This window comes from Alphaproteobacteria bacterium (assembly GCA_017308135.1).
Lineage (GTDB): Bacteria > Pseudomonadota > Alphaproteobacteria > CACIAM-22H2 > CACIAM-22H2 > Tagaea.
Window position 1 is genome coordinate 195,233 of sequence record JAFKFM010000011.1, and the last position, 21,807, is coordinate 217,039.

The following is a 21,807-nucleotide window of genomic DNA, read 5'->3' on the forward strand; positions in this document are numbered from 1 at the left end:
CCGGCACGATGATCCACAAACTTGTCCACTGCCCGTCTCCGCGCCGATTCGGCGATTTCCTTTTGTCCGTATAAGGGCTTCGTGGTAGTCGTTTCGAGTGAATCTTCCGTTGCGAGAATAATTTCTAGAAACTTCGCGTGATCGTCATAAAAATGCCATTCGACGCGAGAACCTCACGCCTTTTGGTCGTCTACAATCCCATCGCCGGGCGTCGCCGGCGGCGCTTTCTGTCGCGCGTGCTGGAGGCGCTGGAACGGCGCGGGCTTTCGGTGCGCCTCGAGCCCACGAAAAAACGCGGCGACGCGGAGGATCTCGCGCGCGTCGCCGACGCCGATCGCATCGTCGTGGCGGGCGGCGACGGCACGATCAACGAAGCGCTGAACGGGCTTCCCGAGAACGGGCCGCCGCTCGCGGTCATTCCGCTGGGTACGGCCAACGTGCTGGCGCATGAGCTGGGCGTGACGGCGGGCGCCGAAGCGGTGGCGCAAGCGATCGTCGAGGGCATCCCGCGCGACGTGACGCTCGGCCTCGTCAACGGACGGCGCTTTTCGATGATGGCGGGTATAGGGTTCGACGCGCATGTCGTGCGCGACGTCGACACCAAGCTCAAACGCGCCATCGGCAAAGGCGCCTATGTGATCGAATCTTTGCGCCAGCTCTTCAAATTCGCGCCGCGTTTCTACGATGTGCGCATCGACGGCACGGCGCATCGCGCATCGTCGGTCATTCTGTGCAACGGCCATTACTATGGCGGGCGCTTTGTCGCGGCACCGAACGCGCGGCTCGACGCGCCCGAATTCCAAGTCGTGCTGTTCGGCACCGCCGGGCGTTTGGCGACGCTCCGCTACGCCGTGGCGCTGGCGCTGGGCCGGTTGCCGTATCTCGCCGACGTCACGATCCTGCCCGCGCGCGTGGTGGAGATCGACGGGCCGGCGGGCGAGCCCGTGCAGGCCGACGGCGATATCCTCGCCCATCTGCCGGCGCGCTTCGAGGCGAAGCCCCGTGCCGCGCGGTTGGTCGGCCCCGCTTAGTTAGCGTCCCGCGATCGTGCAGCCGTCGATGCGTAAAGTGGGCGCGTCGGTGCCGTGGCGGAACACCAGATCGTCGGCCGGCGTCAGGTTCTTGAAAATCTCGATCAGATTGCCCGCGACCGTGACTTCCGACACCGGGAAAGTCAGCTCGCCGTCTTCGATCATGTAACCCGCCGCACCCCGGCTGTAATCGCCGGTGACGCCGTTGACACCCATGCCGATGAATTCGGACACGTACAAACCGCGCTTGATGTCCTTGATCATCGCGTCGCGTTTGATCGTGCCCGCTTCCATATAGACGTTCGTCGTGGCGGGGCTGGGCGGCGACGTTGTCCCCCGCGCGGCGTGGCCGGTGGATTTAAGGCCGAGCTGGCGCGCCGACCGCAGATCGAGAATCCAGGTCGTCAGGCGGCCCTTGTCGATGATCGCGCGGCGCTGGGGCGCGATACCTTCGCCGTCGACCGGCTTCGACGCGAGGCCGCGCTTGCGGAACGGATCTTCGATGATGGTGATGCCGGGCGCGAACACGATCTCGCCCATCTTGTTCTTCAAGTAGCTGGTGCCGCGCGCGATCGACGCCCCGTTGATGGCGCTGGTCAGGTGCCGGACGATGCTGTTCGACACGCGCGGGTCGAGCACGATCGGTAATTTCGTCGTCTCGATTTTTTGCGGGTTGAGGCGCCGGACGGCGCGTTCGCCCGCCTCGCGGCCGACCTTCGCGGGATCGCCCAGATCGCCGCCATGCACCGACGACGACCAATCGTAGTCGCGCTCCATCGAAGTCCCTTCGCCCGCGATCACCGCGACCGACACCGAATGCGAACTGCGGCCATATTCGGCGGCGAAGCCGTTCGACGCGGCCAGCGCCACGCGCGTGGTGCCCCAGCTTGCGTCGGCACCTTCGGAGTTCGTCACGCCCTTCACCGCCATCGCGGTTTCTTCGGCCGCACGCGCGCGTTCCATCAACACTTCGGCCGAAGGCTCGACCGGATCGACCATATCGAGATCGGGCAGCGACTTGGCGATGTCGGCGGGATCGGCGAGGCCGCAATAGGGGTCTTCGAGGCCGGCCTTGGCCATCGCGATCGCGCGCTCGACCAACGCGTCGAGCGCTTTGGGCGAACGGTCGTTGGACGACACCACCGCTTGGCGCTTGCCGACGAACACGCGCAAGCCCATATCGTGGCCTTCGGCGCGTTCGAGTTTCTCGAGCTTGCCCAAACGCCGCGCATGGCTGACCGACACGCCTTCGACGAACACCGCGTCGGCGGCATCGGCCCCCGCGCGCTTCGCCTTGGCGACGAGATCGGAGAGCAGATCGAGGGTCGAAACGGTCGCGGTCATGGGGCGCGCATCCTTCGCGTGGTTTCCCGGGCGAAGGCGCCCAGGCCGAGCAAATAGGCGAGGGCGATGATCCAGCCGCCCGCCATCGGGATATGGCTTGAAGCGAGCAAGGCCGCAAGCCCGATCGCCAAGGCGAGCAGCAAGCGCAGGCGGCCGGGGCCGCTTGCGATCAAGCCGCCGAGGGCCGCACTCGAAATCAGGAAGCCCAGCCCGGCGGCGCAGATCAGCATCAAGATCAGCGTCGCGGCCAGCGGCAGACCGACCAGCGTGAACCCGGCCAGCAGCGCCGCGAAGGGCACGCCGACGCCAAGTCCGATTCCCCAGGCCAATGCGGCGAAAGGCTGAGCGCGGATCGTCGATGCGCAGGCGTGGGTGAAGCCGGGGGCGAGCAAAGCGAGGCCCAGCGCCACGAAGCCGATGGCGAACCAGAACACCCAATGCAAGATCCGGCCGACGAAGCCCATCAGCGCTTCCAGCGCGTCGGCGATCGAACCGGGATTGTGGACGATACCGCCCGCGATCTGCGCCGTGCCGTCCACGATGGGCGGTTCGGGCGACCAGATCGTCAGCGTGCCGCCGATTTTGGTATGCGGGCCCAAGCGCACGGGGCCGGAGGCGGCGATCTTCACGTCGCCGCGCGTGGCGATATCCGCGACCACCGCGTCGCCGGTCAGCCAGACGCGCTGCGCGTAGTCGCCCGCGATCGACAGCGTGTGCCCGAAGATATAGGCGTTGCGCGAAACTTTCGTGGCGGCGCCCACGCCGATCGCGCCGCCCGCGAGCACCAGATCGCCCGCGATCTCGGCTTCGACATAGAGCGTGCCGCCGGCGAGTGCGACGTCACCCTCGACGATGCCTTGCACGTCGATCGTTGGGCCCATGCGCGTGATCCCGTCGGCGAAGGCGGGAAACGCCGCGAAGAAGGCAACGATCAGGAACGCTGGAAAGGAATGCCGCACACCAAATACCCGCTGCCGGACGCCGCTTCAGAGCGTATCGGCACGATCAGCCGGTGCCAATGGTCGATCGTCGTCGATTGCGGCAGAGAATAGCGCACGCCATAGGGCACGCGGGTTTTTAGGCCGAGATTGTAGAGGCTCAAAAACGCCTTGGCGATCGGGCTGGGATAGGCGCTGGTGCGCGTCCCCACCGGATCGACGCCCATCGCGGCGGCGAGAAGTTTTCCGCAACTCGTATAGGTGAAGTCGCCGCCTTCGACGGCGGCGAGTTCCATCGTATTGGCGCCGATATCGGTCATCACGCCGGCATCGAGCTCGGCGCGCAGCGGCGGCATGCCCAGCGCGTAGCGCTTTTTGCGCCAGGTGCGCAGCAAACGGCGCAGGCGCAGATCCAGCAGATCTTCCTCCTGCGGGTCGGCGTGCACGACGAAAGGCTCGCGAAGCCCGGTCAGGCGAATGTCGAAAGCCCGGCCCATCGGCTCAGCGCTCCGCCGTGCCGCGCAAGGCGAAGATATCGGCCGCCAATCGCCCCAGCGCCGCGAAGGCGGCAAGGCGTTCGGGCGACGGGTCGTCATGCGCCGTGTCGTCGATCACGCAGAGCGTGCCGATGGTGAACCCGTCGGGCAGGCGTAGCGGCATGCCGGCGTAGAAGCGGATATTCGGGCCGCCCGTGACCAGCGGATTGTCGTGGAAGCGCGGATCCTCGGTCGCGTCGGGCACCACCAGCGCGTCGTCACGCACAATCGCGTGTCCGCAGAACGAAACGTTGCGCGGCGTCTCGCTTGCCGGCAGGCCGATATTCGCCTTGAACCACTGGCGGTCGGCGTCGATCAGCGAGATCAGCGCGATCGGCACGCCGAACAGCGCTTTGGCGACCAGCACCAGATCGTCGAAGACGCGTTCGGGCGCGGTGTCGAGCACGTTCAATCGCCGCAAGGCGGCAAGGCGCCGGGGCTCGTCGTCGGGGGTCGGCGGCTCGATCATTCGACGTACTCGCTGGGAAAGGGCGGTTTACGGACCAGCCGCGGTTACTTGTCGATGGCAGTCACTTATCGATGGCGACGTGACAGACCAGGAATCCGCCGACGTCGCGATTTTCGCCGCGCAACGGCGCGATCATATGATGCCAGTGCCCGACGCGCGACGGGGCCGGCGGTTTGTAACGCGTGGCGTAAGGTATGCGCGTTTTTATGGCCAGGCGGTAGATGCTCAGGAAGGCTTTCGCCAGCGGGCCGGGAAATTCGCTGGCTTTGCGGCCGGTCATGTCGTTGCCGTAGATCGATTTCAATGCCGGGCCGAACCCGACGAAAACGAAGTCGCCGTCGTTCTGCACCGCGAGTTCGGCGAGGTGCCCGCCGATATCCTCGAGGATCGACCCGCTGATCTCGTGCCGGAAGGGCATGCCGTGGCGCGAAAAGCGCACGCGCCGCCAAGCGACCAGCAAACGGCGCTGGCGCAGATCGAGCAGATCCTCCTCGGCCGGATCGGCGCGCACGTAGAACGGCTCGCTGATGCCGTCCACATGGATGTCGAACAACCGGCCCATGCCGCGTCCTATTTCGCCGCGTCGCGCTTGCGCGCCAGCAGCGCTTCGACGGTCAGGCGGGCGAGGGCCGCCAGCGCGTCGAGCTGGGCTTGCGTGGGATCGTCGCGCAAACCCGGATCGGCGACGCACAGCGTGCCGATCGCGGCACCGTCCGCCACGCGCAAGGGCTGGCCGACATAGAAGCGCAAGCCCTCGCCCTCGACATAGGGGTTGTCGTGGAAGCGCGGGTCTTCGCGCGCGTCGGGCACCACCAGCGCGTCGTCGCGTAAAATCGCGTGGGCGCAGAACGACACGTCGCGCGGCGTCTCCACGATGTCGTGGCCCACGCGCGCCTTCAGCCATTGCCGGTCCTTGTCGATCAGCGTGATATGCGCCATCGACGTGCCGAAGATCGCGCGCGCGACCGCGACGATATCGTCGAATATTCGTTCGGGTGCGGAATCCAGCACGCCCAAGGCGCGTAACGCGGCGAGGCGCTCGTCTTCGTTCTCGGGCGTGGCGGGTTCGATCATGTCGTCACTTCCAAATCGCCTTGCCGCTGCCCGGCAGGCCGAGTTTGGACCACAGCGCGTCGACCTTTTCGATCGTTGCGTCGTCCATGCGCAGTTTCACGCCCCATTCGCGCTTGGTTTCCGGCGGCCATTTGTCGGTCGCGTCGAGACCGATCTTGGACCCCAAGCCGCTTTCGGGGCTGGCGAAGTCCAGATAGTCGATCGGCGTGCCTTCGACCAAGGTGATGTCGCGCGCGGGGTCCATGCGCGTGGACAGCGCCCACATCACATCCTTCCAGTCGCGCGCGTCGATGTCGTCGTCCACGACGATCACCCATTTCGTGTACATGAACTGGCGCAGATACGACCACACGCCCATCATCACGCGCTTGGCGTGGCCGGGATACGCTTTCTTCATCGACACGACGGCGATGCGATAGGAACAGCCTTCGGGCGGCAGCCAGAAATCCACGATCTCGGGGAATTGCTGGCGCAGCAGCGGCACAAACACGTCGTTCAACGCTTCGCCCAGCACCGACGGTTCGTCCGGCGGACGGCCGGTGAAGGTCGAGAGATAAATCGGATCGCGGCGCATCGTGATCGCGCTGACCGTGAACACCGGAAATTTCTCGATGGAATTGTAATAGCCGGTGTGATCGCCATAGGGACCTTCGTCGCCGTAATCGTCGAGGCTGACATGGCCTTCGATCACGATCTCGGCTTCGGCCGGCACTTTCAGCGGCACCGTTTTGCAGTCGACGAGCTCGACGCGCTTGCCGCGCAGCAAGCCGGCGAATTGATATTCGCTCAGCGTTTCGGGCACGGGCGTGACGGCCGCCAGGATCGTGCCGGGATCGGCCCCCAGCACCACGGCGGCGGGGAAGGGCTCGGTCTTGCCGGCTTTCGCCCAGCGCTGATGCTGCTGGGCACCACCGCGGTGTTTCAGCCAGCGCATCAGCGTCGAGTTCTTGCCCGTCACCTGCATGCGGTAGATGCCGAGATTGAACTTGTCCTCACGCGCCCCGCTCGGGCCCTTGGTCACGACCAGCGGCCAGGTGATCAGCGGGGCGGGCTCGCCCGGCCAGCAGCTTTGGATCGGCAATTGGGCGAGGTCGATGTCGTCGCCGGTCCGCACGATTTCCTGGCACGGGGCCGTGCCGAACATTTTCGTGCTGGGCTTCATCGCAAGCACGGTCTTGGCGAGCGGCACCAGCTCCAGCGCTTCGCGCCAGCCTTCGGGCGGCTGCGGCTGGCGCAGGAAGGCGAGCGTCTCGCCGACTTCTTTGAGCTGATGCGGCTCGCGGTCCATGCCCCAGGCGACGCGCTCGACCGTGCCGAACAGATTCACCAGGACGGGGATCGGCGACACCGAGCCGTCGGCGCGGACCGGCTTTTCGAAAATCACGGCCGGGCCGCCCTCGGCGAGCAGCCGGGTCTGGATCTCGGTCATTTCCAGCACGGTCGAGACCGGTTCCTTGACCCGGACGAGCCGGCCGGCGCTTTCGAGGCGTTGGATGAAGTCGCGGAGCGAGGCGTAAGGCATGACGCCCGGACTATAGGGCGGGATTCGGCCCTTTGCCACGGGGCCGGGGCGGGGCTCGACGCGTCGATATTTTTATGATTATTATTAATTAGAAAATACAAACGCGGAGGATGTCATGGCGGGCGAAGGGCTGCAATTTTTCGCGACCAACCGCGCGATGGAAACACTCAGCAAGGCTGTGGAACTCGACGCGAAGCCCGGAGCGGGCAACAAGGAAAAAGCCGAACGCTATCGCCTGCAAAGCGGCGGCTATTACTTCGTCGATGCGGACGAATACATGTCCTATTACCTGGCGCAGGTCGACGGATCGGTGATGCCGGAAACGGCGATCGTCCGCGATTCGAACGACGACGTGTTCGATAAATTCCTCGCGCGGCCGGAGATCGGCCGTGTCGTCGTTTGCGTCCACGGCTTCAATGTCGATTTCCACCATGCGATCACTTGGTTTCGCATTCTGACCGATACGATGCGCCATCGGGGCTTCGGCAAGGCGATGGCGTTGCGCGCGGACGATTCATCTTTCGCCGGCGCGACGCCAGACAGCTTGACCGCGTTCATCGGCTTTTCGTGGCCGTCGAATGGCAGCACCTTCGCTTATAACCGCGATCAAGCCGACGCCGTCGCGTCGGGCCAGGCATTCATCAATTTGCTCGTCCGTCTGCGTATCCACGGCAAGCGCGTCGCGCTGATTTGCCATTCGATGGGCAACTACCTCGCCTGCAACGCGCTCGCGGGCTTGGTGAACAAGGTCTTTCTGCCGGTGGCGATGACCACCGAGTACATCCAGGAACGCTTCAAGGATATGCCCGACGCCGACGCGCAGGCGTTGGAGGCGAAAATCCGCAACGAGATTTCGCGCGCCAAGGACGCGAAGCGCCAGCCGCCTTATCTGATCGAGACCTATGTGATGATCGCGCCGGACGTCGAGCGGCGGCACGTCACCAAATCGCGCGACGAGCAATCGAAGCGAGCTTATGTCGGGCCGTTCTATTCGGGGCTCGAGCATATCGTCGGCAATGTCGTGAACGTCTATTCGCGTTTCGACGGCGCGCTGTCGGTCTCGACGATCGAGAAGAAGCCGAAGGATTGGGCGTTGAAGGTCGGCGACGCGCTGGCCGCGATCACGCCGTGGGGCGCGCTCGACGATTTGAAGCGCGATCCGGACAATAAATGGGAGATGCGGCTGGGTTCCTCCGCGCATCCCATCACGGCGCCCGCGAATTTCGCCTCGCTCAACGCGACCGAAATCGCCGGGCGGCCGATCGACCATTCCGACCATATCGATAGCGCACCGGTGGCCGAGGCGATCGCAAGCGCGCTGGGGCTCAAGAAAGACTGACGATCCCGGGCGGCCGGGCGCTATTCTCCCGCCCGTCATGGACCGATTTCCCGCCGACTTCGCCGATTTCCTGAGCCCCGCCGGCCGCCGCGTGCTGGACGGCAAGCTGGCTTTGCGCGCCGAGCCGTTTTTGGCGCGGCCCGATCTGATCGCGCCCGCCAAGGCCAAGGCGGCTTACGCGCTGCTCGAGCGCGCGTTGGGCCCGGTGGTGCGGCCGCTGGACCGCGCCATTCCGCCCGAATCGATCCTCAACCAGACGCGCAATTATCAGGAGCGCCTGCCCAAGACCGTCCGCGTGCGCACCGCCGATCTGGATGCCTCGCGCGGCAAGGCGCGCGACGCCGCGCGCGCGACGGGGCTGGAGGCGATGCTGCTGTCGCCAAGCTTCCGCGAATTCGCCACGGCGCTGGCGGGGCGCAAGCTGACGCGCGGCTTCGGGCGCCAGGCGTTGCGCTACGGGCCGGGCGATTATTCGGGCCCGCATACCGACCATCACCCCGAAGATCCGGCGGCGAAGGACGGCTATTTCGATCTGCATTTGTCGTTCGTCGGCGGCGGAGCGACGCGCCAATTGCTGGTCTACGCCAAGGACGGCCATCTCAGCGAAACGGTCGATGTGGCCGTGCCCGGCCTCGTATCCGCCTATCGTCTGCCGTTCTGGCATTACACCACACCGCTCGAAGGCAAAGCCTCGGCCGCGCGCTGGCTGATTTTGGGAACGTTCTACTTCGCTTAACGCGCCGCGCGCGTCAGGCCCTTCAGCGAATTCGGATCGAGTGTGGCCCAGTGCTTGGCGGGCTCGGCGGGCTTGTCCTTCTCGTAGAAGCCCCAGCGGCCGAATTCGTGAAAGCGCGCGGCTTTGATCTCATGCGTCGTCGGCGTCACCTTATAGAGGTGGCCGTCGCGGCCCAGCAGCGGGATCGGTCGGTCGTGGCGCGTGAACACCCGGCGCATGCTGGCCGAATGGTCGCGATTGGCGGTGAATTCGTCGCGATCGACCTGGAACAGCATTTCGTAGGCCGCAACGAACTCGGTCAGGAAGCGCAGATTGACGATTTGCAGATGCGACTGCACCCAGCAGCGATCCTCGAACCCCCAGAACACCGACATGCCCAGGAAATCGCCCTCGCGGTCGATATAGGGGAAGAACGGGAAAGTGCGGCACGACATCGAACGGTTTTCGCGCTCGCAGCTCATGAAGCCCTTGCACTCGATCGCCACGCAATCGTGGTGCAGGTCGGAAAGTTCCTTTTCCGTCGCCTTATCGGGGGCTTTGTATTCGTGCCAAAGGTCGGTGCGCTGCTTCAGCAGCTTCCATTCGTGCTTGTCCACGATGGGGATCGCCGCCTCGGTCGAGCAGCAGACGGGCACGCCCTCGTTATGCGCGGCGCATTTGGCCCCGCAATCGAAAGCGGACACGGGCGCCATGAACATCTTGTAGATGTCGGCGTAGATTTCGGGCGTCGCGGTGCGCGGGGGTCGAGTCTTGGCCATTTTTCGGCCGCAAATATGAAGCCCCACAGCGCGTCGCGCCATTGCGCCATGCGGTCCACTGCGATTCCGTCGCTTCCTGTTGCGCGCGTGCCACGGTCTTCCGTGGCGCTTCGGAAACCGGCATGATGCGGGCGAACACGGAATGCGGAGAAATTCGATGGCGACACGTTTTTGGGTCGAAGGCGGCGAGCATGCGGACGCGACCTTCACCGCTTTGGCGCCGGGCAAGGCCGAGATCCACGGGCCTTTCGCGACCTACGAGGAAGCGCGCGCCACTTGGCAATCGCGCACCATGGCGACGATCGACAACGCGTTGACCCGCTTCAAGGTCGTCGTGGGCGAAGGCCCGTCGATCGCGCCGGCCGCGGCGGCCAACGCCAAGACCTGGTGGGTCGAAGGCCAGGAATATGCCGACGCGACCTTCACGGGGTTGGCGGCGGGCAAGGCGCCCGAGCGCCATGGCCCCTTCGCCGATTACGACACGGCCAAAAAGGCCTGGCAGTCGCGCACGATGGCGACGATCGACAACGCCCTGATCCGCTATCGGATCGTCGAGGGCTAAACGCGCACTTCCAAGACCCGGGTTTCGCGGGCGGTGCGATCCTCAAGGTCGAGCGTCGTCGGCACCGTATAGCGCGCGATCTCGACCAAGCCCGTCGCGGGCAGATAGGCGCGGCCCGGATCGGCGACCAGCACATGCGCGCCCTTGGCGGCGGCTTCTTTGAGCCAGGGCCAAACCTTGTCGGCCATCGGCTTTTCGTAAAACACGTCGCCCGCGAAGATCGTGTCCCAGCTGGCGGCGGGCGTGGCGAGCATATTTGTGTTGAGGATGTCGAGCGTCACGCCGTTGGCTTCGGCATTCAACGCCATCGCCGCACAGGCGAATCCGTCGATCTCGCAGGCGGTCACGTGCGCGGCACCCGCTTTGGCCGCGGCAAGTGCGGCCACACCGCTGCCGGCGGCGAAATCCAGCACGTGTTTGCCGCGCACCGTTTCGGGCCGATCGAGGGCGAGGCGCGCGAGCGCTTGGCCGCCCGGCCACGCGAAAGCCCAATAAGGCGGGGGCAGGCCGGTACGTTCCAGCGTGGCTTCCGTCGCCTCCCATAAATCGGTCGCGCGGCTGGCGAGATACAGCACGAGTTCGGGGATCAGCGACGGGTTTTCGAGGCGTGTTTGCGCGCGGATGAAATCGGCTGGGTCGGCGCTCAAAACGCGCCCGCCGCGATCAACCCGGCGAGCAGCAACCAGCCGAACACACGATTCGATTTGAACTTGGCGAGGCAGTCATTGGGATCGTCGAAGCGGCAATCCCACACCTGCCACGCAAGCTGGATCGCCCCCGCCCCCAGCGCCAATTCGAAGGCGAGGCCAAGGCCCGCGACGCGATCCATCGCCGCCAGCAGAAGCACGGCGCCGGCATAGAACAAGCCGATCCCGGTGCGCGAGGATTCGCCCAGCCGCAGCGCCGAGGATTTGACGCCGACCAGCACGTCGTCCTCTTTATCCTGATGCGCGTAGATCGTGTCGTAGCCCAGCGTCCAAAAAATCCCGGCGACATAGAGCAGGATCGGCGCCCAATCGAGCGTGCCGGTGGCGCTGGCATAGCCCAGCAACGCGCCCCAGTTGAAGGCAAGGCCGAGGAAGAATTGCGGCCACCACGTGATCCGCTTCATCAACGGATAGGTGAAGACCAGGATCAGCGATGCCGCGCCGACCATGATGGCGAACGGGTTGAATTGCAGCAGAATGACGAAAGCGAGCGCCATCTGCGCGAACATGAAGGCGACGGCTTTCTTGACCGACACCGCGCCCGACGCGATCGGCCGGTCGGCGGTGCGCGCGACCTGGCGATCGAAATCGCGATCGACGATGTCGTTATAGGTGCAGCCCGCCCCGCGCATCAGCAAAGCGCCAAGCCCGTGCAGCACGAACAGCCACAACCCGGTCGCGAAACCGGGGGAGGCCAATGCGATCGACCACCAGCACGGGAACAGCAGCAGCCATGTGCCGATCGGCCTGTCGAAGCGGGCGAGGCGCGCATAGGGGCGCGCGAATTCGGGCAAAAACCGGTCGACCCAGTTGCCCTTGGGGATGTCGCTCGCGTTCGTTTGCGCGTCCGCCGTCATGTGTTAGGGCTTTAGCATGAGCCGGGTCCCGCGTCTCCATATCCAAGGCCATTTCGCCGGCGGCGATGTGACGCTCGACGCCGACACGGCGCATCGCCTGCGCAACGTTCTGCGTCTGGGGTCCGGCGATGCGGTGCGGCTCTTCAACGCCGAATCGGGCGAGTTCGCCGCCACGCTGATCGAGCTTTCCAAGTCGCGCGGCGTGGCGCGGCTCGATGCGCGTTTGCGCGAACCCGGCCGCGATGAAGGGCCGTGGCTCGTCGCCGCCGCGATCAAGCGCGCCCCGCTCGACACGCTGGTCGAGAAGGCGGTGGAGCTTGGCGTGAGCGAGATTCATCCCATCGTGACCGAACGCACGAATGTCGAGCGCGTGAACGCGGCGCGGCTCGACGCGATCGCAATTTCGGCGGCCGAGCAATGCGAGCGCATCGACCCGCCGATCATTGCCGCACCGGTAACCCTGCGCGAAAAGCTCGCGAATTGGCCGCGCGACCGGCGAATTCTGTTGTGCGCGGAGGCGGGCACGTCCATACCGCTCGCCCAAGCGCTCGCCGGTCTCGACTTCGCCGCCGCGTGGGCGATTATGGTCGGACCCGAAGGCGGCTTCGCGCCGGTGGAACTTGAAATGCTGGCCGCGCATCCCCTTGTTACGGGGGTCGGGCTGGGGCCGACGATCCTGCGCGCGGATACCGCCGCACTCGCCGCCCTGGCCGCGTTTCAATTGGCTTCCCCGCGCGCGCGTCAAGCGCCCCGCGCGTTCTAGTTCGGTAGAGAGGTTTCGATGTCGGCACCGCCCACCTCGCGCGGCGAAGTTCTGGAGAATAAGCGCCAGCTCGTCGAGTATTTCGCGTCGGGCGCCAAGCCGAAGGCGGATTGGCGCATCGGCACGGAGCACGAGAAATTTCTCTTCCGTCAGGACGATCTGCGCCCGCTGCCGTATGAGGGCGATAAGGCCTCCGTGCGCGGCATGCTCGAAGGCTTGGAACGTTTCGGCTGGACGCGCGTGGAGGAGAACGGCAAGCCGGTGGCGCTGCTGCGCGACGGCTGCTCGGTCACGCTCGAACCCGGCGGGCAGTTCGAGCTTTCCGGCGCGCCGCTCGAAAACATCCATCAGACTTGCGACGAGACGAACAAGCATCTCGCCGAATGCAAGACGGTGGGCGAGGAACTCGGCGTCGGCTTGCTTGGCGTGGGCTTCGTGCCGAAGGGCACGCGCGCCGAAATGCACTGGATGCCCAAGGGCCGCACCGCCATCATGCGCCGCTACATGCCCACCAAGGGCAATCTCGGCCTCGACATGATGGCGCGCACCTGTACCGTGCAGGTCAATCTCGATTTCGCCAGCGAAGCGGACATGGTGCGCAAGTTCCGCGTGTCGCTGGCGCTGCAACCCATCGCGACCGCGATGTTCGCGTCGTCGCCCTTCGTCGAAGGCAAGCCGAACGGCTTCCTTTCCTATCGCAGCCATACCTGGACCGACACCGATCCCGATCGCTGCGGCATGCCCGAATTCGTGTTCGAAGACGGCATGGGCTACGAGCGTTACGCCGACTACATGCTCGACGTGCCGATGTATTTCGCCTATCGCGACGGGCGTTACACCGACCTCGCCGGCAAATCCTTCCGCGATTTCATGGCCGGCAAATTCAAGGATCAGGTCGGCGATTTCGCGCGCACCGGCGATTGGGCCGATCATGTGACGACTGCGTTCCCGGAAGTGCGGCTCAAGAAATATATCGAGATGCGCGGGGCCGATGGCGGCCCGTGGAAGCATCTTTGCGCGCTGCCCGCTTTGTGGGTCGGGCTGCTTTACGATTCGACCGCGCTGGATGCCGCCGCCGAAATCGTCAAGGACTGGACGGTGCCGGAAATGCTCGCCCTGCGCCGCGACGTGCCGCGCCTGGCGCTCCACACGCCGTTCCGCAAAGGCACGGTGCTGGATGTGGCGCGTCAGGTCGTCGATGTCGCACGCAAGGGCCTCAACGCCCGCGCGCGGATGAACCGCATGGGCGATTCAAACGAAAGCCATTTCCTGGAGCCGCTGGCCGAGATCGTGGAAACCGGCAAGACGCGCGCCGAGCGCATGCTCGATCGCTACAACGGTGTTTGGAACGGCACCGTCGATCCGCTCTATCGCGAATACCAGTATTGAGCGCCGCCGCTCAGCTCATACACGCGGCGTTGAGCAGGCCCACGCCCAGTGCGAAGGCGGCGTAGGACACGCTCGTCGCCGTCTTACCCGCTTCGATATCGGCGGCGAGGCCGGGCTTGGCCCAGCGTGCCACGAAGAACACGCCCAACTGGATCACCAGTGCGACGAAGCTCCACACGGCCATGTCGATCAGGTTCAGGCTGTTGGCGGTCGCCGAGGCGAGCGGGATCGCGAAGCCGAGCGAGGCACCCGCCAGGCTGATCGCCGCCGCGTCGTTGCCCTTGCGGATGAGTTCAAGCTCCGCCCACGGCGTGATGCGCGTATAGATGAACAGATACGCCGCACCGTAGGCGATGGCGGCCGCGAAGAAGAACAGAAAATTCGGAATCGTCTGCAAATAGATCATGTCGCTTCCTCCGCGATATGGGGGACGAACCGGGCGAGACCGCCGACGAAGGGATCGTCGGCTTCGCGCAAGCCCAAGCCCGAGGGTTGCGAGGCGACGCACCACACGCCCGCCATCAGATAACGCCCGTCGATTTGCGCGGTCGGGGCGAGCGCTTGCCAGACGCGCGGGCCTTCGTCCTCGTCGGCGCTTTGCGTGTCGCCGCCGGTCGCGGGCTTCAGGCCGCCGTCGGCGTGGAAGGCCACACCGCGCCCGTCGCGGCCCAAAGCGGGCTTGGCGACGCAAGGGCCGGCGAGCGGCTCGAGCGAGGCGGGCAGCAGATTGGGATGATCAGGAAACATCTCCCACAACAGCGCCAGGAAGCGCTTGTCGGCGGGCAGCATGCGCCAGGCAGGTTCCAGCACGGTCGTGTTCGCGACTTCCAGATGTGCTGCGAATTCGTCGCGCGCCAACCATGCCCAGGGATAGATCTTGGCGAGGGCGCGCATCGTTTGTCCGTCGAGATCGACGAATTTCTCGCCGTCCCAGCCGATCTCGTCGAGGTCGATGCGCCGCGCGTCGATCCCCGCCGCACGCGCGGTCTCGGCGAGATAGTCGAGCGTCGCATCCGCCTCGATATCGTCTTTAAGTCCGGCGAAATGCACCGGTAATCGGGGTAAGCCGAGGGCTCGCCAAGCATTGTCGAGATGCGCGTCGATCTCGTTCCACTGCAAGGCGCCCGGCATGTGCACGTCGCGCCATTCGGCTTGGGCGCGCGCGGCCTCGATCAAACTGACCGCGCCGTCGGCGTTGTACTCGAGCAGCTTGGGCGCTTCGCCCGGCACGAAGGCGAGGTCGAAGCGGCCGATCAGATTGCGCGCTTGGCGATCCCAGGAATCGCCGGCGAGGCGCGCGGCAAGCGGCGACAGATCGAACCGGTCGAACATGTCGTGCTGCACGATGCGATCGATGGCCGCGAGCGTCAGGCGCTCGAGCTCGGCGGCGGCGTCGTACAGCAGATCGATCTGCGGCTTGGCGATCGCATAGCCGCGATCCTCCACCCAATAGGGCGTGCCGTCGGGCAGGATCGGCTCAGCCAGACCCAAAGCCTCGACCCGCGCTTGCCAATCTTGCCGCGCCGAAACCCCGAACCCGCGAATCACGAAATCAGCCGCCGCCCATGCGGCCCATGCCGCTGGAACCGAAGCCGCCGCGCCGCGCTTGTGTGGGCGAGGTCGCGGTTTGCTGCGGCCCGCGCGGCATCGCGTTCGCCGTTTGATTGGGGGTGCGCGGCGGCGGCATCACGCGATCGTCGAAGCGGCCCATCGGGCGTGCGCCGGCCCCCGAATAGGCGCGGTTGTTGGTGTCGCGATACATCGGCTGGGCGGCCATGGCGCCGCCGGCCATGCGGCCCATCATGTAGCCCATCAGCATGGGCATGAAGAATCCGCCGCCGCCGGCCTGCTGAACTTGCTGCGGCTGGCCTTGCGTCGCTTCATGGGTTTGCGCGGCGGCAACCTGTGCCGGGGTCGGCGTGCCGGGGGCCGCTTCGCAGTTGGCGGCGCCGAACGCCGCTTCGCAGGATTCGCGCGTGGCGAAAGCGGGGGCGGTGCGCGCATGTTCCACGCGCGCGTCCATCAGCGCCTGACGGCAGGCCGAAGGATTATCCGTGCTGGCGCATTGCGCTTCGTCGCGCACGAAATCCGATTTGCCGGTGATGGAATCGTCGCACGCGGCGAGGGCCAGGGCGGCGACGGAGGCGAGCAACAGGGTCCGGGTTTTGCGCATGCCGGTAATGTAGTCGAATCCCACGCGGATTCAACGTCAACGCGTCGCAAACAACAAGGCGAGCATGGCCGATCCTATTGCGATGCGGTACCAGCCGAAGGGCGCAAAACCATGCGACTGGACGAAGCGCACGACCCAGCGCACGACGACCAGTGCGGCCACGAAGGCGACGGCAAATCCCACACCGATCAGATGTAGATCGTCGACGCTCAATTCCGCGCGGTTCTTGTAGAGGTCGTAGACCGTGGCGCCGAGCATCGTGGGGATGGCGAGGAAGAACGAGAATTCCGTCGCCGCCTTGCGATCGACGCGCATCAACAGCGCGCCCATGATCGTCGCACCCGAGCGCGACACGCCGGGAATCATCGCGATCGCCTGGCAGCAGCCGATCTTGAACGCGAGAAACGGCGTGATCTCGTCGATATCGCGCGTCTCGGTCGCGGGCAGATGGCGCTCGATCCACAGAATGGCGACGCCGCCGACGATCAAAGCGACCGACACGACCCAGGGATTGAACAGCGCGTTCTTGATGAAGGAATGCAGCGTGAAGCCCAGCACGAGGGCGGGCAGGAACGCGACCAGCACGTTGATCGCGAAGCGCCGGTCGGCGGGTTCGCTGGCAAGGCCCAGCACCGTGCCGAACAGCTTGGCGCGATAGACCCAGCAGATCGCCAGAATCGCGCCGAGCTGGATCGCCACTTCGAACACACGGCCCGGCGGGCCCTGGAAGCCGATCAAATCGCCCAGCAGGATCAAATGTCCGGTCGAGGACACCGGGATGAATTCCGTCAGTCCTTCGACGAGCCCCAGTACGATGGCGCCCAGCAGCGTCGCGTTTTCCATGTCCGACTCGACCTTTCGGCGGGGATACTACTACCCGCCGAGGACGGCGCTACCCGCCGAATAGAAACCGAAGACCAGCGCGCCGACCAAGCCGAAGGACAGGACCGAGGCGGCGTAGCCCAGGATCACGCAACGCCCGTCGCGTTCCAGAATGCCCAGCGCCAACAGCGCCAACGCGATCGCCGGCGGCGGATTGCCGAACGGGATCGGCAAGGCGAGCAGGATCGCGACCGGAATGCCGACCAGGCCGATTATGCGTTCGCCCAGCGGCGAGGTGAGCGCGGGCAGGCGCGGCTTCACCCAGGATTCGGCCTTCACCAGCCACGGCATGAAGCGCGTGACGACCTGGGCGTAACTCGCGCGATCCACGCCGCGATCGAGCAGCTTGGCCGGCAGCCACGGTTTCTTCACGCCCAGCAGCAGCAGCACGCAGAAGAAGGCGATCGGCAAGCCGGTCAACGCCGAGAAGCCGGGGATGGAGAAGGGCAGGAAATTCGGCAGGCACAGCAAAATGATCAGCGCGCCGTAGCCGCGCTCGCCGAGTGCGTCGAGGATTTCGCGCAAGCTGATCTGCTTTCCCCGCGCCGGATCGACGAGATTTTGAAAAAGCGCGGAGAGGGATTCGGGATGGGCGTCGTCGTTCACGGCGGCTCCGGGATCGAAATCGCCCGCGATCGGCATCGCGCCGTCGCGGGGCGTCTTCGCCTTGCGGCGAAAGGACGAAACTTGGGGGGAAGGCTCGGTGGACATTGCGCGGCGGTTACGCCGCCGTGCCGCCGACGGTCAGCTTGTCGAGCAGCATCGTCGGCTGGCCCACGCCAACGGGCACGCCTTGGCCATCCTTGCCGCAAGTGCCGATGCCGGGATCGAGCTTCATGTCGTTGCCGATCATCTTCACGTGCTTGAGCGATTCCGGCCCGTTGCCGATCAGCATCGCGCCCTTCACGGCGGGGCCGATCTTGCCGTCTTCGATCAGATAGGCTTCGGCCGCGTTGAACACGAATTTGCCCGAGGTGATGTCGACCTGCCCGCCGCCGAAATTGACGGCGTAGAGGCCCTTCTTGACCGACTTCAAAATCTCGGCGGGCGCATGATTGCCGCCCAACATGACCGTGTTGGTCATGCGCGGCATCGGATGATGCGCGAAGCTTTCGCGCCGCCCGTTGCCGGTCGGCTTCATGCCCATCAGCCGCGCGTTCTGCCGGTCCTGCATATAGCCGCGTAAGATTCCGTCTTCGATCAGCACGGTGCGCTGCGTGGGCGTGCCTTCGTCGTCGATGGTCAGCGAGCCGCGCCGATCGCCGATCGTGCCGTCGTCGACGACGGTGACGCCCGGTGCCGCGACGCGCTGGCCCATCAAGCCGGCGAAAGCCGACGTCTTCTTGCGATTGAAGTCGCCTTCCAAACCGTGGCCGATCGCCTCGTGCAGCAGAATGCCGGGCCAGCCCGGCCCCAACACGACGGGCATTTCGCCCGCCGGGGCGGGCACGGCGTCGAGATTGACCAGCGCTTGGCGCACGGCCTCGTTGACGGCGTTTTGCCAGTTTTCCGGATCGACGACGCGGCCGAAGGCGAAGCGGCCGCCCCAGCCATAGGAACCGGTCTCCTGCTTGTCGCCGTCGCCGACGACGACGGAAACGTTCACGCGCACCAGCGGGCGCACATCGGCCAAGCGTTCGCCGTCGGCGCGCAGAATCTGCACCGCCTGCCATTCGCCGGCGATCGAGCACATGACTTGGCGCACGCGCTTGTCCTTGGCGCGGGCATAGGCGTCGATCTCGCCCAGCAGCTTCACCTTGTCGGCGAAGGGCATCAGCTCCAGCGGATTCTCGTCGGTATAAAGCCGCGCGTTCGTGCCTTGCGGGCCCTCGGCGGCCGTGCCGGCATGGCCCGACTTGATGGCGCCGACGGTGCGCGCGGCGCGCGCGATGGCGTCGTGGCTGAGGTCGGACGCATGGGCATAAGCCGACGTGTCGCCCAGCACGGCGCGCAGGCCGAAGCCCTTCGCCGTGTCGAACGACGCGCTTTTCAACTTGCCGTCGTCGAAGGACAACGCCTCGCTCTGGCGATATTCCAGAAACAATTCCCCGTCATCGGCGCCCGACAAGGCTTCCGCCGTCTGACGCTGGGCTTTCGCGAGGTCGAGCCCCGCCTCCTGGAAAAACAGGCGGTCGGTCGTGGCGATATGGCTCATGCGGCTCCCGGGGGAATGGGTTACCCGGTGAATTTAGGATGATTGCGACGCTTTTTCCATGCGGCCGGTCCCTTAGATGCGCGTATTCTGCACTTCGCCGGAACTTTCCTGGGAATTCCGAACATGCCGCGCGAACACCCTTTGCGCATGGCGTTGGTGAACGAGGTCCATGCGCGCCCGTTTTTGGCGCTGACGGCGCCCGAGCGCGCGTCGCATCTCGCCATGACGTCGGGCGAGGGCGGGGCGGCGGCGGATCGCGCGCATTTGGTGGCGCTGTGTGAACGCTATGGCGTGGGTCATCCGCCCGAAGGCGCCAATCATTACGTCGCGGAATTCGACGGCTTCACGTTGAAATGGGAACGCCACACCGAATTCTGCACCTGGACCTTCTTGAAGAAGGGCGCGTTCGTCGATCCGTTCGACGCCACGCCGATCGAAGCCGCCCCGCATGAATGGGTCGCGAATATTCCGGGCGAGCGTTTGGTCGCCACGCATGTCGCGGTGATCGAGCGCACGCAAAGTGCCCCCGGCACCGATTTGCTCGGCAAATGGCTGCATCTCGAATTCCTCGCCGGCAGCTCCGTCGCGGGCGGGGCCGCGACCGTATGGACCGATTTTCGCGTCCATGCCGATGGGTTCGGGCGCATCGTCGTGCATGATTTGGGTTTGAGCGAACGCCAAGGCGGGCGCGTCGTGCAGCGTTTGCTGGAGGTCGAGACCTATCGGACGATGGCCTTGTTGGCTTTGCCGGTGGCGCGCGACACGACGGCGCGGATCGGCCGCGCCGATCGCGAATTGCTGACGGTGATGGACGGCATGGCGACGTCGGGCACGCTCGCCGAACAGCGCGCTTTGCTCGATCGCTTGACGGCGGTGTCGGCGGATATCGAACGCGCGACGGGGGCGGCCGATTATCGCTTCGGTGCCGCGCGCGCCTATGGCGATCTCGTCGACAAACGAATCCTCGAATTGCGCGAGACGCGCATCGAAGGCTTGCAGACCTATCGCGAATTCATGGACCGGCGCTTCGTTCCGGCCCTTCGGACTTGCGAAGCGACGGCCGAACGCTTGGCGGGCATTTCGCGGCGTTTGACGCGTGCCGGCGCCTTGCTGCGCACGCGGGTCGATCTTGCGGTCGAAGCGCAGAACCAGGATCTGCTCGCCTCGATGGACCGGCGCGCCCAGCTTCAATTGCGCCTGCAGGAAACGGTCGAAGGCCTGTCCGTCGCCGCGATCACCTACTATCTGGTCGGTTTGTGCGGCTATCTGTTCCGCGCGCTGGAGACGGCCGGGCTTCGGCTCGACAAGGATATCGCGACCGGCGTGTCGATCCCGGTCGTGGCGGGACTCGTGTGGTGGGGGCTGCGGCGGTTCCGCAAATCGCTGCATAAGTCCAAATAGGGAGAGGCCGCGCGGCCTGCGGCAAAGCGCCGCACCTGCGCCTTAACCCTCTGAATTCGCGCGTTTTCGGGCCTGTGCGCGCCATGCGCGCCGAAGCCGGTCCGGCGCCCGCCCGGCCCCCCGAAAGGGAGGGTTGAGAAGGCGGGGGCCGCTCGTGTAGTTTCCCGTCGATTCCGGGCGGCAATCTGCCGCATCGGATCGCGACGTTTTCTTTGAGGCCAAAGGCCGGGCGCCCCCTGTCGTCCCGGTTCCGCGATTAGACCCTAACGGTTAGGCAGTCCATGCGCTCGATCCTGTCCGTCCGCTCCGTCGTGGCTTTCGCCGCGGTGGCGTTTATCGCCCTGTTCGCCGACGCGGCACTCGCCCAGCAGCCGCACCCCTGGCAGCTCGGCATGCAGCCGCCCGCGAGCCCGGTGAAGGAGTTCATCGGCAGCTTCCACAACATGCTGCTCGTGATCATCACCCTGATCACCGTGTTCGTGCTCGCATTGCTGCTCTACACGATGGTCCGCTTCCGCGCTGCGGCCAACCCGAACCCGTCCAAGACTTCGCACCACACGCTGCTCGAAGTCGTGTGGACGCTGGTGCCGATCCTGATCCTGATCGTGATCGCCGTGCCGTCGTTCCGCCTGCTGTACTTCGCCGACAAGGCGCCGGAAGCGGAGATGACGCTGAAGGTCACCGGCCGTCAGTGGTACTGGAACTACGAATATCCCGACCAGGGCGGCTTCCAGTTCGACAGCTACATGGTCCAGGACAGCGACCTGAAGCCCGGCCAGCCGCGCTTGCTGGAAGTCGACAACCGCGTCGTCGTGCCGGTCGGTGCCCGCGTGCGCGTGTTGATCCACGGCTCGGACGTCATTCATTCCTGGTTCCTGCCGGCGCTGGGCGTGCAGAAATACGCGATGCCCGGCCGCATCAACGAAACCTGGATGCAGGTCGATCGCCCCGGCGTCTATTACGGCCAGTGCAACCAGATCTGCGGCGTGAACCATGCGTTCATGCCCGTCGCGATCGAAGCGGTGGACAAGGCGACCTTCGACCGCTGGGTCGACGAAGCCAAGAAGCGCTTCGCCCAAGACGGTTCGGCGCCGCTGTCGGTCGCCGAAATCCGCATGATGGAAACGGGCTCGCTGACGGCCCAAGCCCCCAACGCCGCCCGCTGAGCTCT

General features: G+C 65.5%; 24 protein-coding genes. 8 read left to right on the forward strand and 16 right to left on the reverse strand.

Annotated features, from left to right (window positions below; all coding sequences use genetic code 11):
• The first annotated feature begins 152 nt into the window (after window positions 1–152).
• Window positions 153–1,031 carry a diacylglycerol kinase family lipid kinase gene (locus tag J0H39_20245; GenBank protein ID MBN9499090.1) on the forward strand — a complete coding sequence of 293 codons (879 nt, stop codon included), beginning with the start codon at window positions 153–155 and terminating at the stop codon, window positions 1,029–1,031.
• Here the strand turns inward: J0H39_20245 and J0H39_20250 are convergent, their stop codons facing one another.
• From J0H39_20250 to J0H39_20280, 7 genes are all read right to left on the reverse strand, one after another.
• Entirely contained in the window at window positions 1,032–2,375 is a 1,344-nt protein-coding gene (locus J0H39_20250) for a TldD/PmbA family protein (GenBank protein ID MBN9499091.1), read from the reverse strand.
• Window positions 2,372–3,334: a hypothetical protein gene (locus J0H39_20255; protein MBN9499092.1), complete on the reverse strand. Its 963-nt coding sequence runs from the start codon at window positions 3,332–3,334 to the stop codon at window positions 2,372–2,374. The genes J0H39_20250 and J0H39_20255 overlap by 4 nt, the downstream gene beginning before the upstream one ends.
• On the reverse strand, window positions 3,307–3,810 hold the full coding sequence (locus J0H39_20260; protein ID MBN9499093.1) for a hypothetical protein: 504 nt from the start codon (window positions 3,808–3,810) through the stop codon (window positions 3,307–3,309). The genes J0H39_20255 and J0H39_20260 overlap by 28 nt, the downstream gene beginning before the upstream one ends.
• A gap of 4 nt (window positions 3,811–3,814) precedes the next feature.
• On the reverse strand, window positions 3,815–4,318 hold the full coding sequence (locus J0H39_20265; GenBank protein MBN9499094.1) for a GAF domain-containing protein: 504 nt from the start codon (window positions 4,316–4,318) through the stop codon (window positions 3,815–3,817).
• A 61-nt stretch (window positions 4,319–4,379) separates the two neighbouring features.
• Window positions 4,380–4,880 (reverse strand): hypothetical protein, encoded by a 501-nt coding sequence (locus J0H39_20270; protein MBN9499095.1) that lies wholly within the window; start codon window positions 4,878–4,880, stop codon window positions 4,380–4,382.
• An 8-nt stretch (window positions 4,881–4,888) separates the two neighbouring features.
• Window positions 4,889–5,392, reverse strand: coding sequence for a GAF domain-containing protein (locus J0H39_20275; protein MBN9499096.1), 504 nt, complete (start codon window positions 5,390–5,392; stop codon window positions 4,889–4,891).
• 4 nt (window positions 5,393–5,396) lie between these two features.
• The gene (locus tag J0H39_20280) at window positions 5,397–6,914 is read right to left on the reverse strand and encodes a UbiD family decarboxylase (protein ID MBN9499097.1); all 1,518 of its coding nucleotides are present in this window, start codon (window positions 6,912–6,914) and stop codon (window positions 5,397–5,399) included.
• 115 nt (window positions 6,915–7,029) lie between these two features.
• Here J0H39_20280 and J0H39_20285 point away from each other — a divergent pair, with 115 nt between their 5' ends.
• Window positions 7,030–8,253 carry an alpha/beta fold hydrolase gene (locus tag J0H39_20285; GenBank protein ID MBN9499098.1) on the forward strand — a complete coding sequence of 408 codons (1,224 nt, stop codon included), beginning with the start codon at window positions 7,030–7,032 and terminating at the stop codon, window positions 8,251–8,253.
• A gap of 37 nt (window positions 8,254–8,290) precedes the next feature.
• Entirely contained in the window at window positions 8,291–8,989 is a 699-nt protein-coding gene (locus J0H39_20290; GenBank protein MBN9499099.1) for a hypothetical protein, read from the forward strand.
• Here J0H39_20290 and J0H39_20295 read toward each other — a convergent pair.
• On the reverse strand, window positions 8,986–9,747 hold the full coding sequence (locus J0H39_20295; GenBank protein ID MBN9499100.1) for a hypothetical protein: 762 nt from the start codon (window positions 9,745–9,747) through the stop codon (window positions 8,986–8,988). The genes J0H39_20290 and J0H39_20295 overlap by 4 nt on opposite strands.
• 157 nt (window positions 9,748–9,904) lie before the next feature.
• Here J0H39_20295 and J0H39_20300 point away from each other — a divergent pair, with 157 nt between their 5' ends.
• On the forward strand, window positions 9,905–10,309 hold the full coding sequence (locus J0H39_20300) for a DUF4170 domain-containing protein (GenBank protein ID MBN9499101.1): 405 nt from the start codon (window positions 9,905–9,907) through the stop codon (window positions 10,307–10,309).
• Here J0H39_20300 and J0H39_20305 read toward each other — a convergent pair.
• Together J0H39_20305 and J0H39_20310 are read right to left on the reverse strand one after the other, a co-directional pair.
• Window positions 10,306–10,956 carry a methyltransferase gene (locus tag J0H39_20305; protein MBN9499102.1) on the reverse strand — a complete coding sequence of 217 codons (651 nt, stop codon included), beginning with the start codon at window positions 10,954–10,956 and terminating at the stop codon, window positions 10,306–10,308. The two genes, J0H39_20300 and J0H39_20305, sit on opposite strands and share 4 nt — an antisense overlap.
• Window positions 10,953–11,873 (reverse strand): 4-hydroxybenzoate octaprenyltransferase, encoded by a 921-nt coding sequence (locus J0H39_20310; protein MBN9499103.1) that lies wholly within the window; start codon window positions 11,871–11,873, stop codon window positions 10,953–10,955. Before J0H39_20310 ends, J0H39_20305 begins: the two co-directional genes overlap by 4 nt.
• 16 nt (window positions 11,874–11,889) lie before the next feature.
• On the opposite strand from J0H39_20310, the gene J0H39_20315 reads away from it, so the two are divergent.
• Window positions 11,890–12,636 carry a 16S rRNA (uracil(1498)-N(3))-methyltransferase gene (locus tag J0H39_20315; protein MBN9499104.1) on the forward strand — a complete coding sequence of 249 codons (747 nt, stop codon included), beginning with the start codon at window positions 11,890–11,892 and terminating at the stop codon, window positions 12,634–12,636.
• 18 nt (window positions 12,637–12,654) lie between these two features.
• On the forward strand, window positions 12,655–14,025 hold the full coding sequence (locus J0H39_20320; GenBank protein MBN9499105.1) for a glutamate--cysteine ligase: 1,371 nt from the start codon (window positions 12,655–12,657) through the stop codon (window positions 14,023–14,025).
• A gap of 10 nt (window positions 14,026–14,035) precedes the next feature.
• On the opposite strand, the gene J0H39_20325 is transcribed toward J0H39_20320, so the two are convergent.
• From J0H39_20325 to tldD, 6 genes are read right to left on the reverse strand one after another with little or no spacing between them, the layout of a single operon-like run.
• Window positions 14,036–14,431, reverse strand: coding sequence for a DUF350 domain-containing protein (locus J0H39_20325; protein MBN9499106.1), 396 nt, complete (start codon window positions 14,429–14,431; stop codon window positions 14,036–14,038).
• Window positions 14,428–15,573, reverse strand: a complete 1,146-nt coding sequence (locus J0H39_20330; protein MBN9499107.1) for a glutathionylspermidine synthase family protein — start codon at window positions 15,571–15,573, stop codon at window positions 14,428–14,430. The genes J0H39_20325 and J0H39_20330 overlap by 4 nt, the downstream gene beginning before the upstream one ends.
• Before the next feature lie 4 nt (window positions 15,574–15,577).
• Window positions 15,578–16,222: a DUF1190 domain-containing protein gene (locus tag J0H39_20335; GenBank protein ID MBN9499108.1), complete on the reverse strand. Its 645-nt coding sequence runs from the start codon at window positions 16,220–16,222 to the stop codon at window positions 15,578–15,580.
• A 12-nt stretch (window positions 16,223–16,234) separates the two neighbouring features.
• Window positions 16,235–17,041, reverse strand: a complete 807-nt coding sequence (locus J0H39_20340) for an undecaprenyl-diphosphate phosphatase (GenBank protein MBN9499109.1) — start codon at window positions 17,039–17,041, stop codon at window positions 16,235–16,237.
• A 30-nt stretch (window positions 17,042–17,071) separates the two neighbouring features.
• On the reverse strand, window positions 17,072–17,791 hold the full coding sequence (locus tag J0H39_20345; GenBank protein MBN9499110.1) for an exopolysaccharide biosynthesis protein: 720 nt from the start codon (window positions 17,789–17,791) through the stop codon (window positions 17,072–17,074).
• Between the two features lie 10 nt (window positions 17,792–17,801).
• Entirely contained in the window at window positions 17,802–19,235 is a 1,434-nt protein-coding gene (gene tldD, locus J0H39_20350) for a metalloprotease TldD (protein MBN9499111.1), read from the reverse strand.
• 123 nt (window positions 19,236–19,358) lie between these two features.
• Here tldD and J0H39_20355 point away from each other — a divergent pair, with 123 nt between their 5' ends.
• Together J0H39_20355 and coxB are read left to right on the forward strand one after the other, a co-directional pair.
• Window positions 19,359–20,636 carry a DUF3422 domain-containing protein gene (locus J0H39_20355; protein ID MBN9499112.1) on the forward strand — a complete coding sequence of 426 codons (1,278 nt, stop codon included), beginning with the start codon at window positions 19,359–19,361 and terminating at the stop codon, window positions 20,634–20,636.
• A 281-nt stretch (window positions 20,637–20,917) separates the two neighbouring features.
• Window positions 20,918–21,802 carry a cytochrome c oxidase subunit II gene (gene coxB / locus J0H39_20360; protein MBN9499113.1) on the forward strand — a complete coding sequence of 295 codons (885 nt, stop codon included), beginning with the start codon at window positions 20,918–20,920 and terminating at the stop codon, window positions 21,800–21,802.
• The last annotated feature ends 5 nt before the right edge of the window (window positions 21,803–21,807 follow it).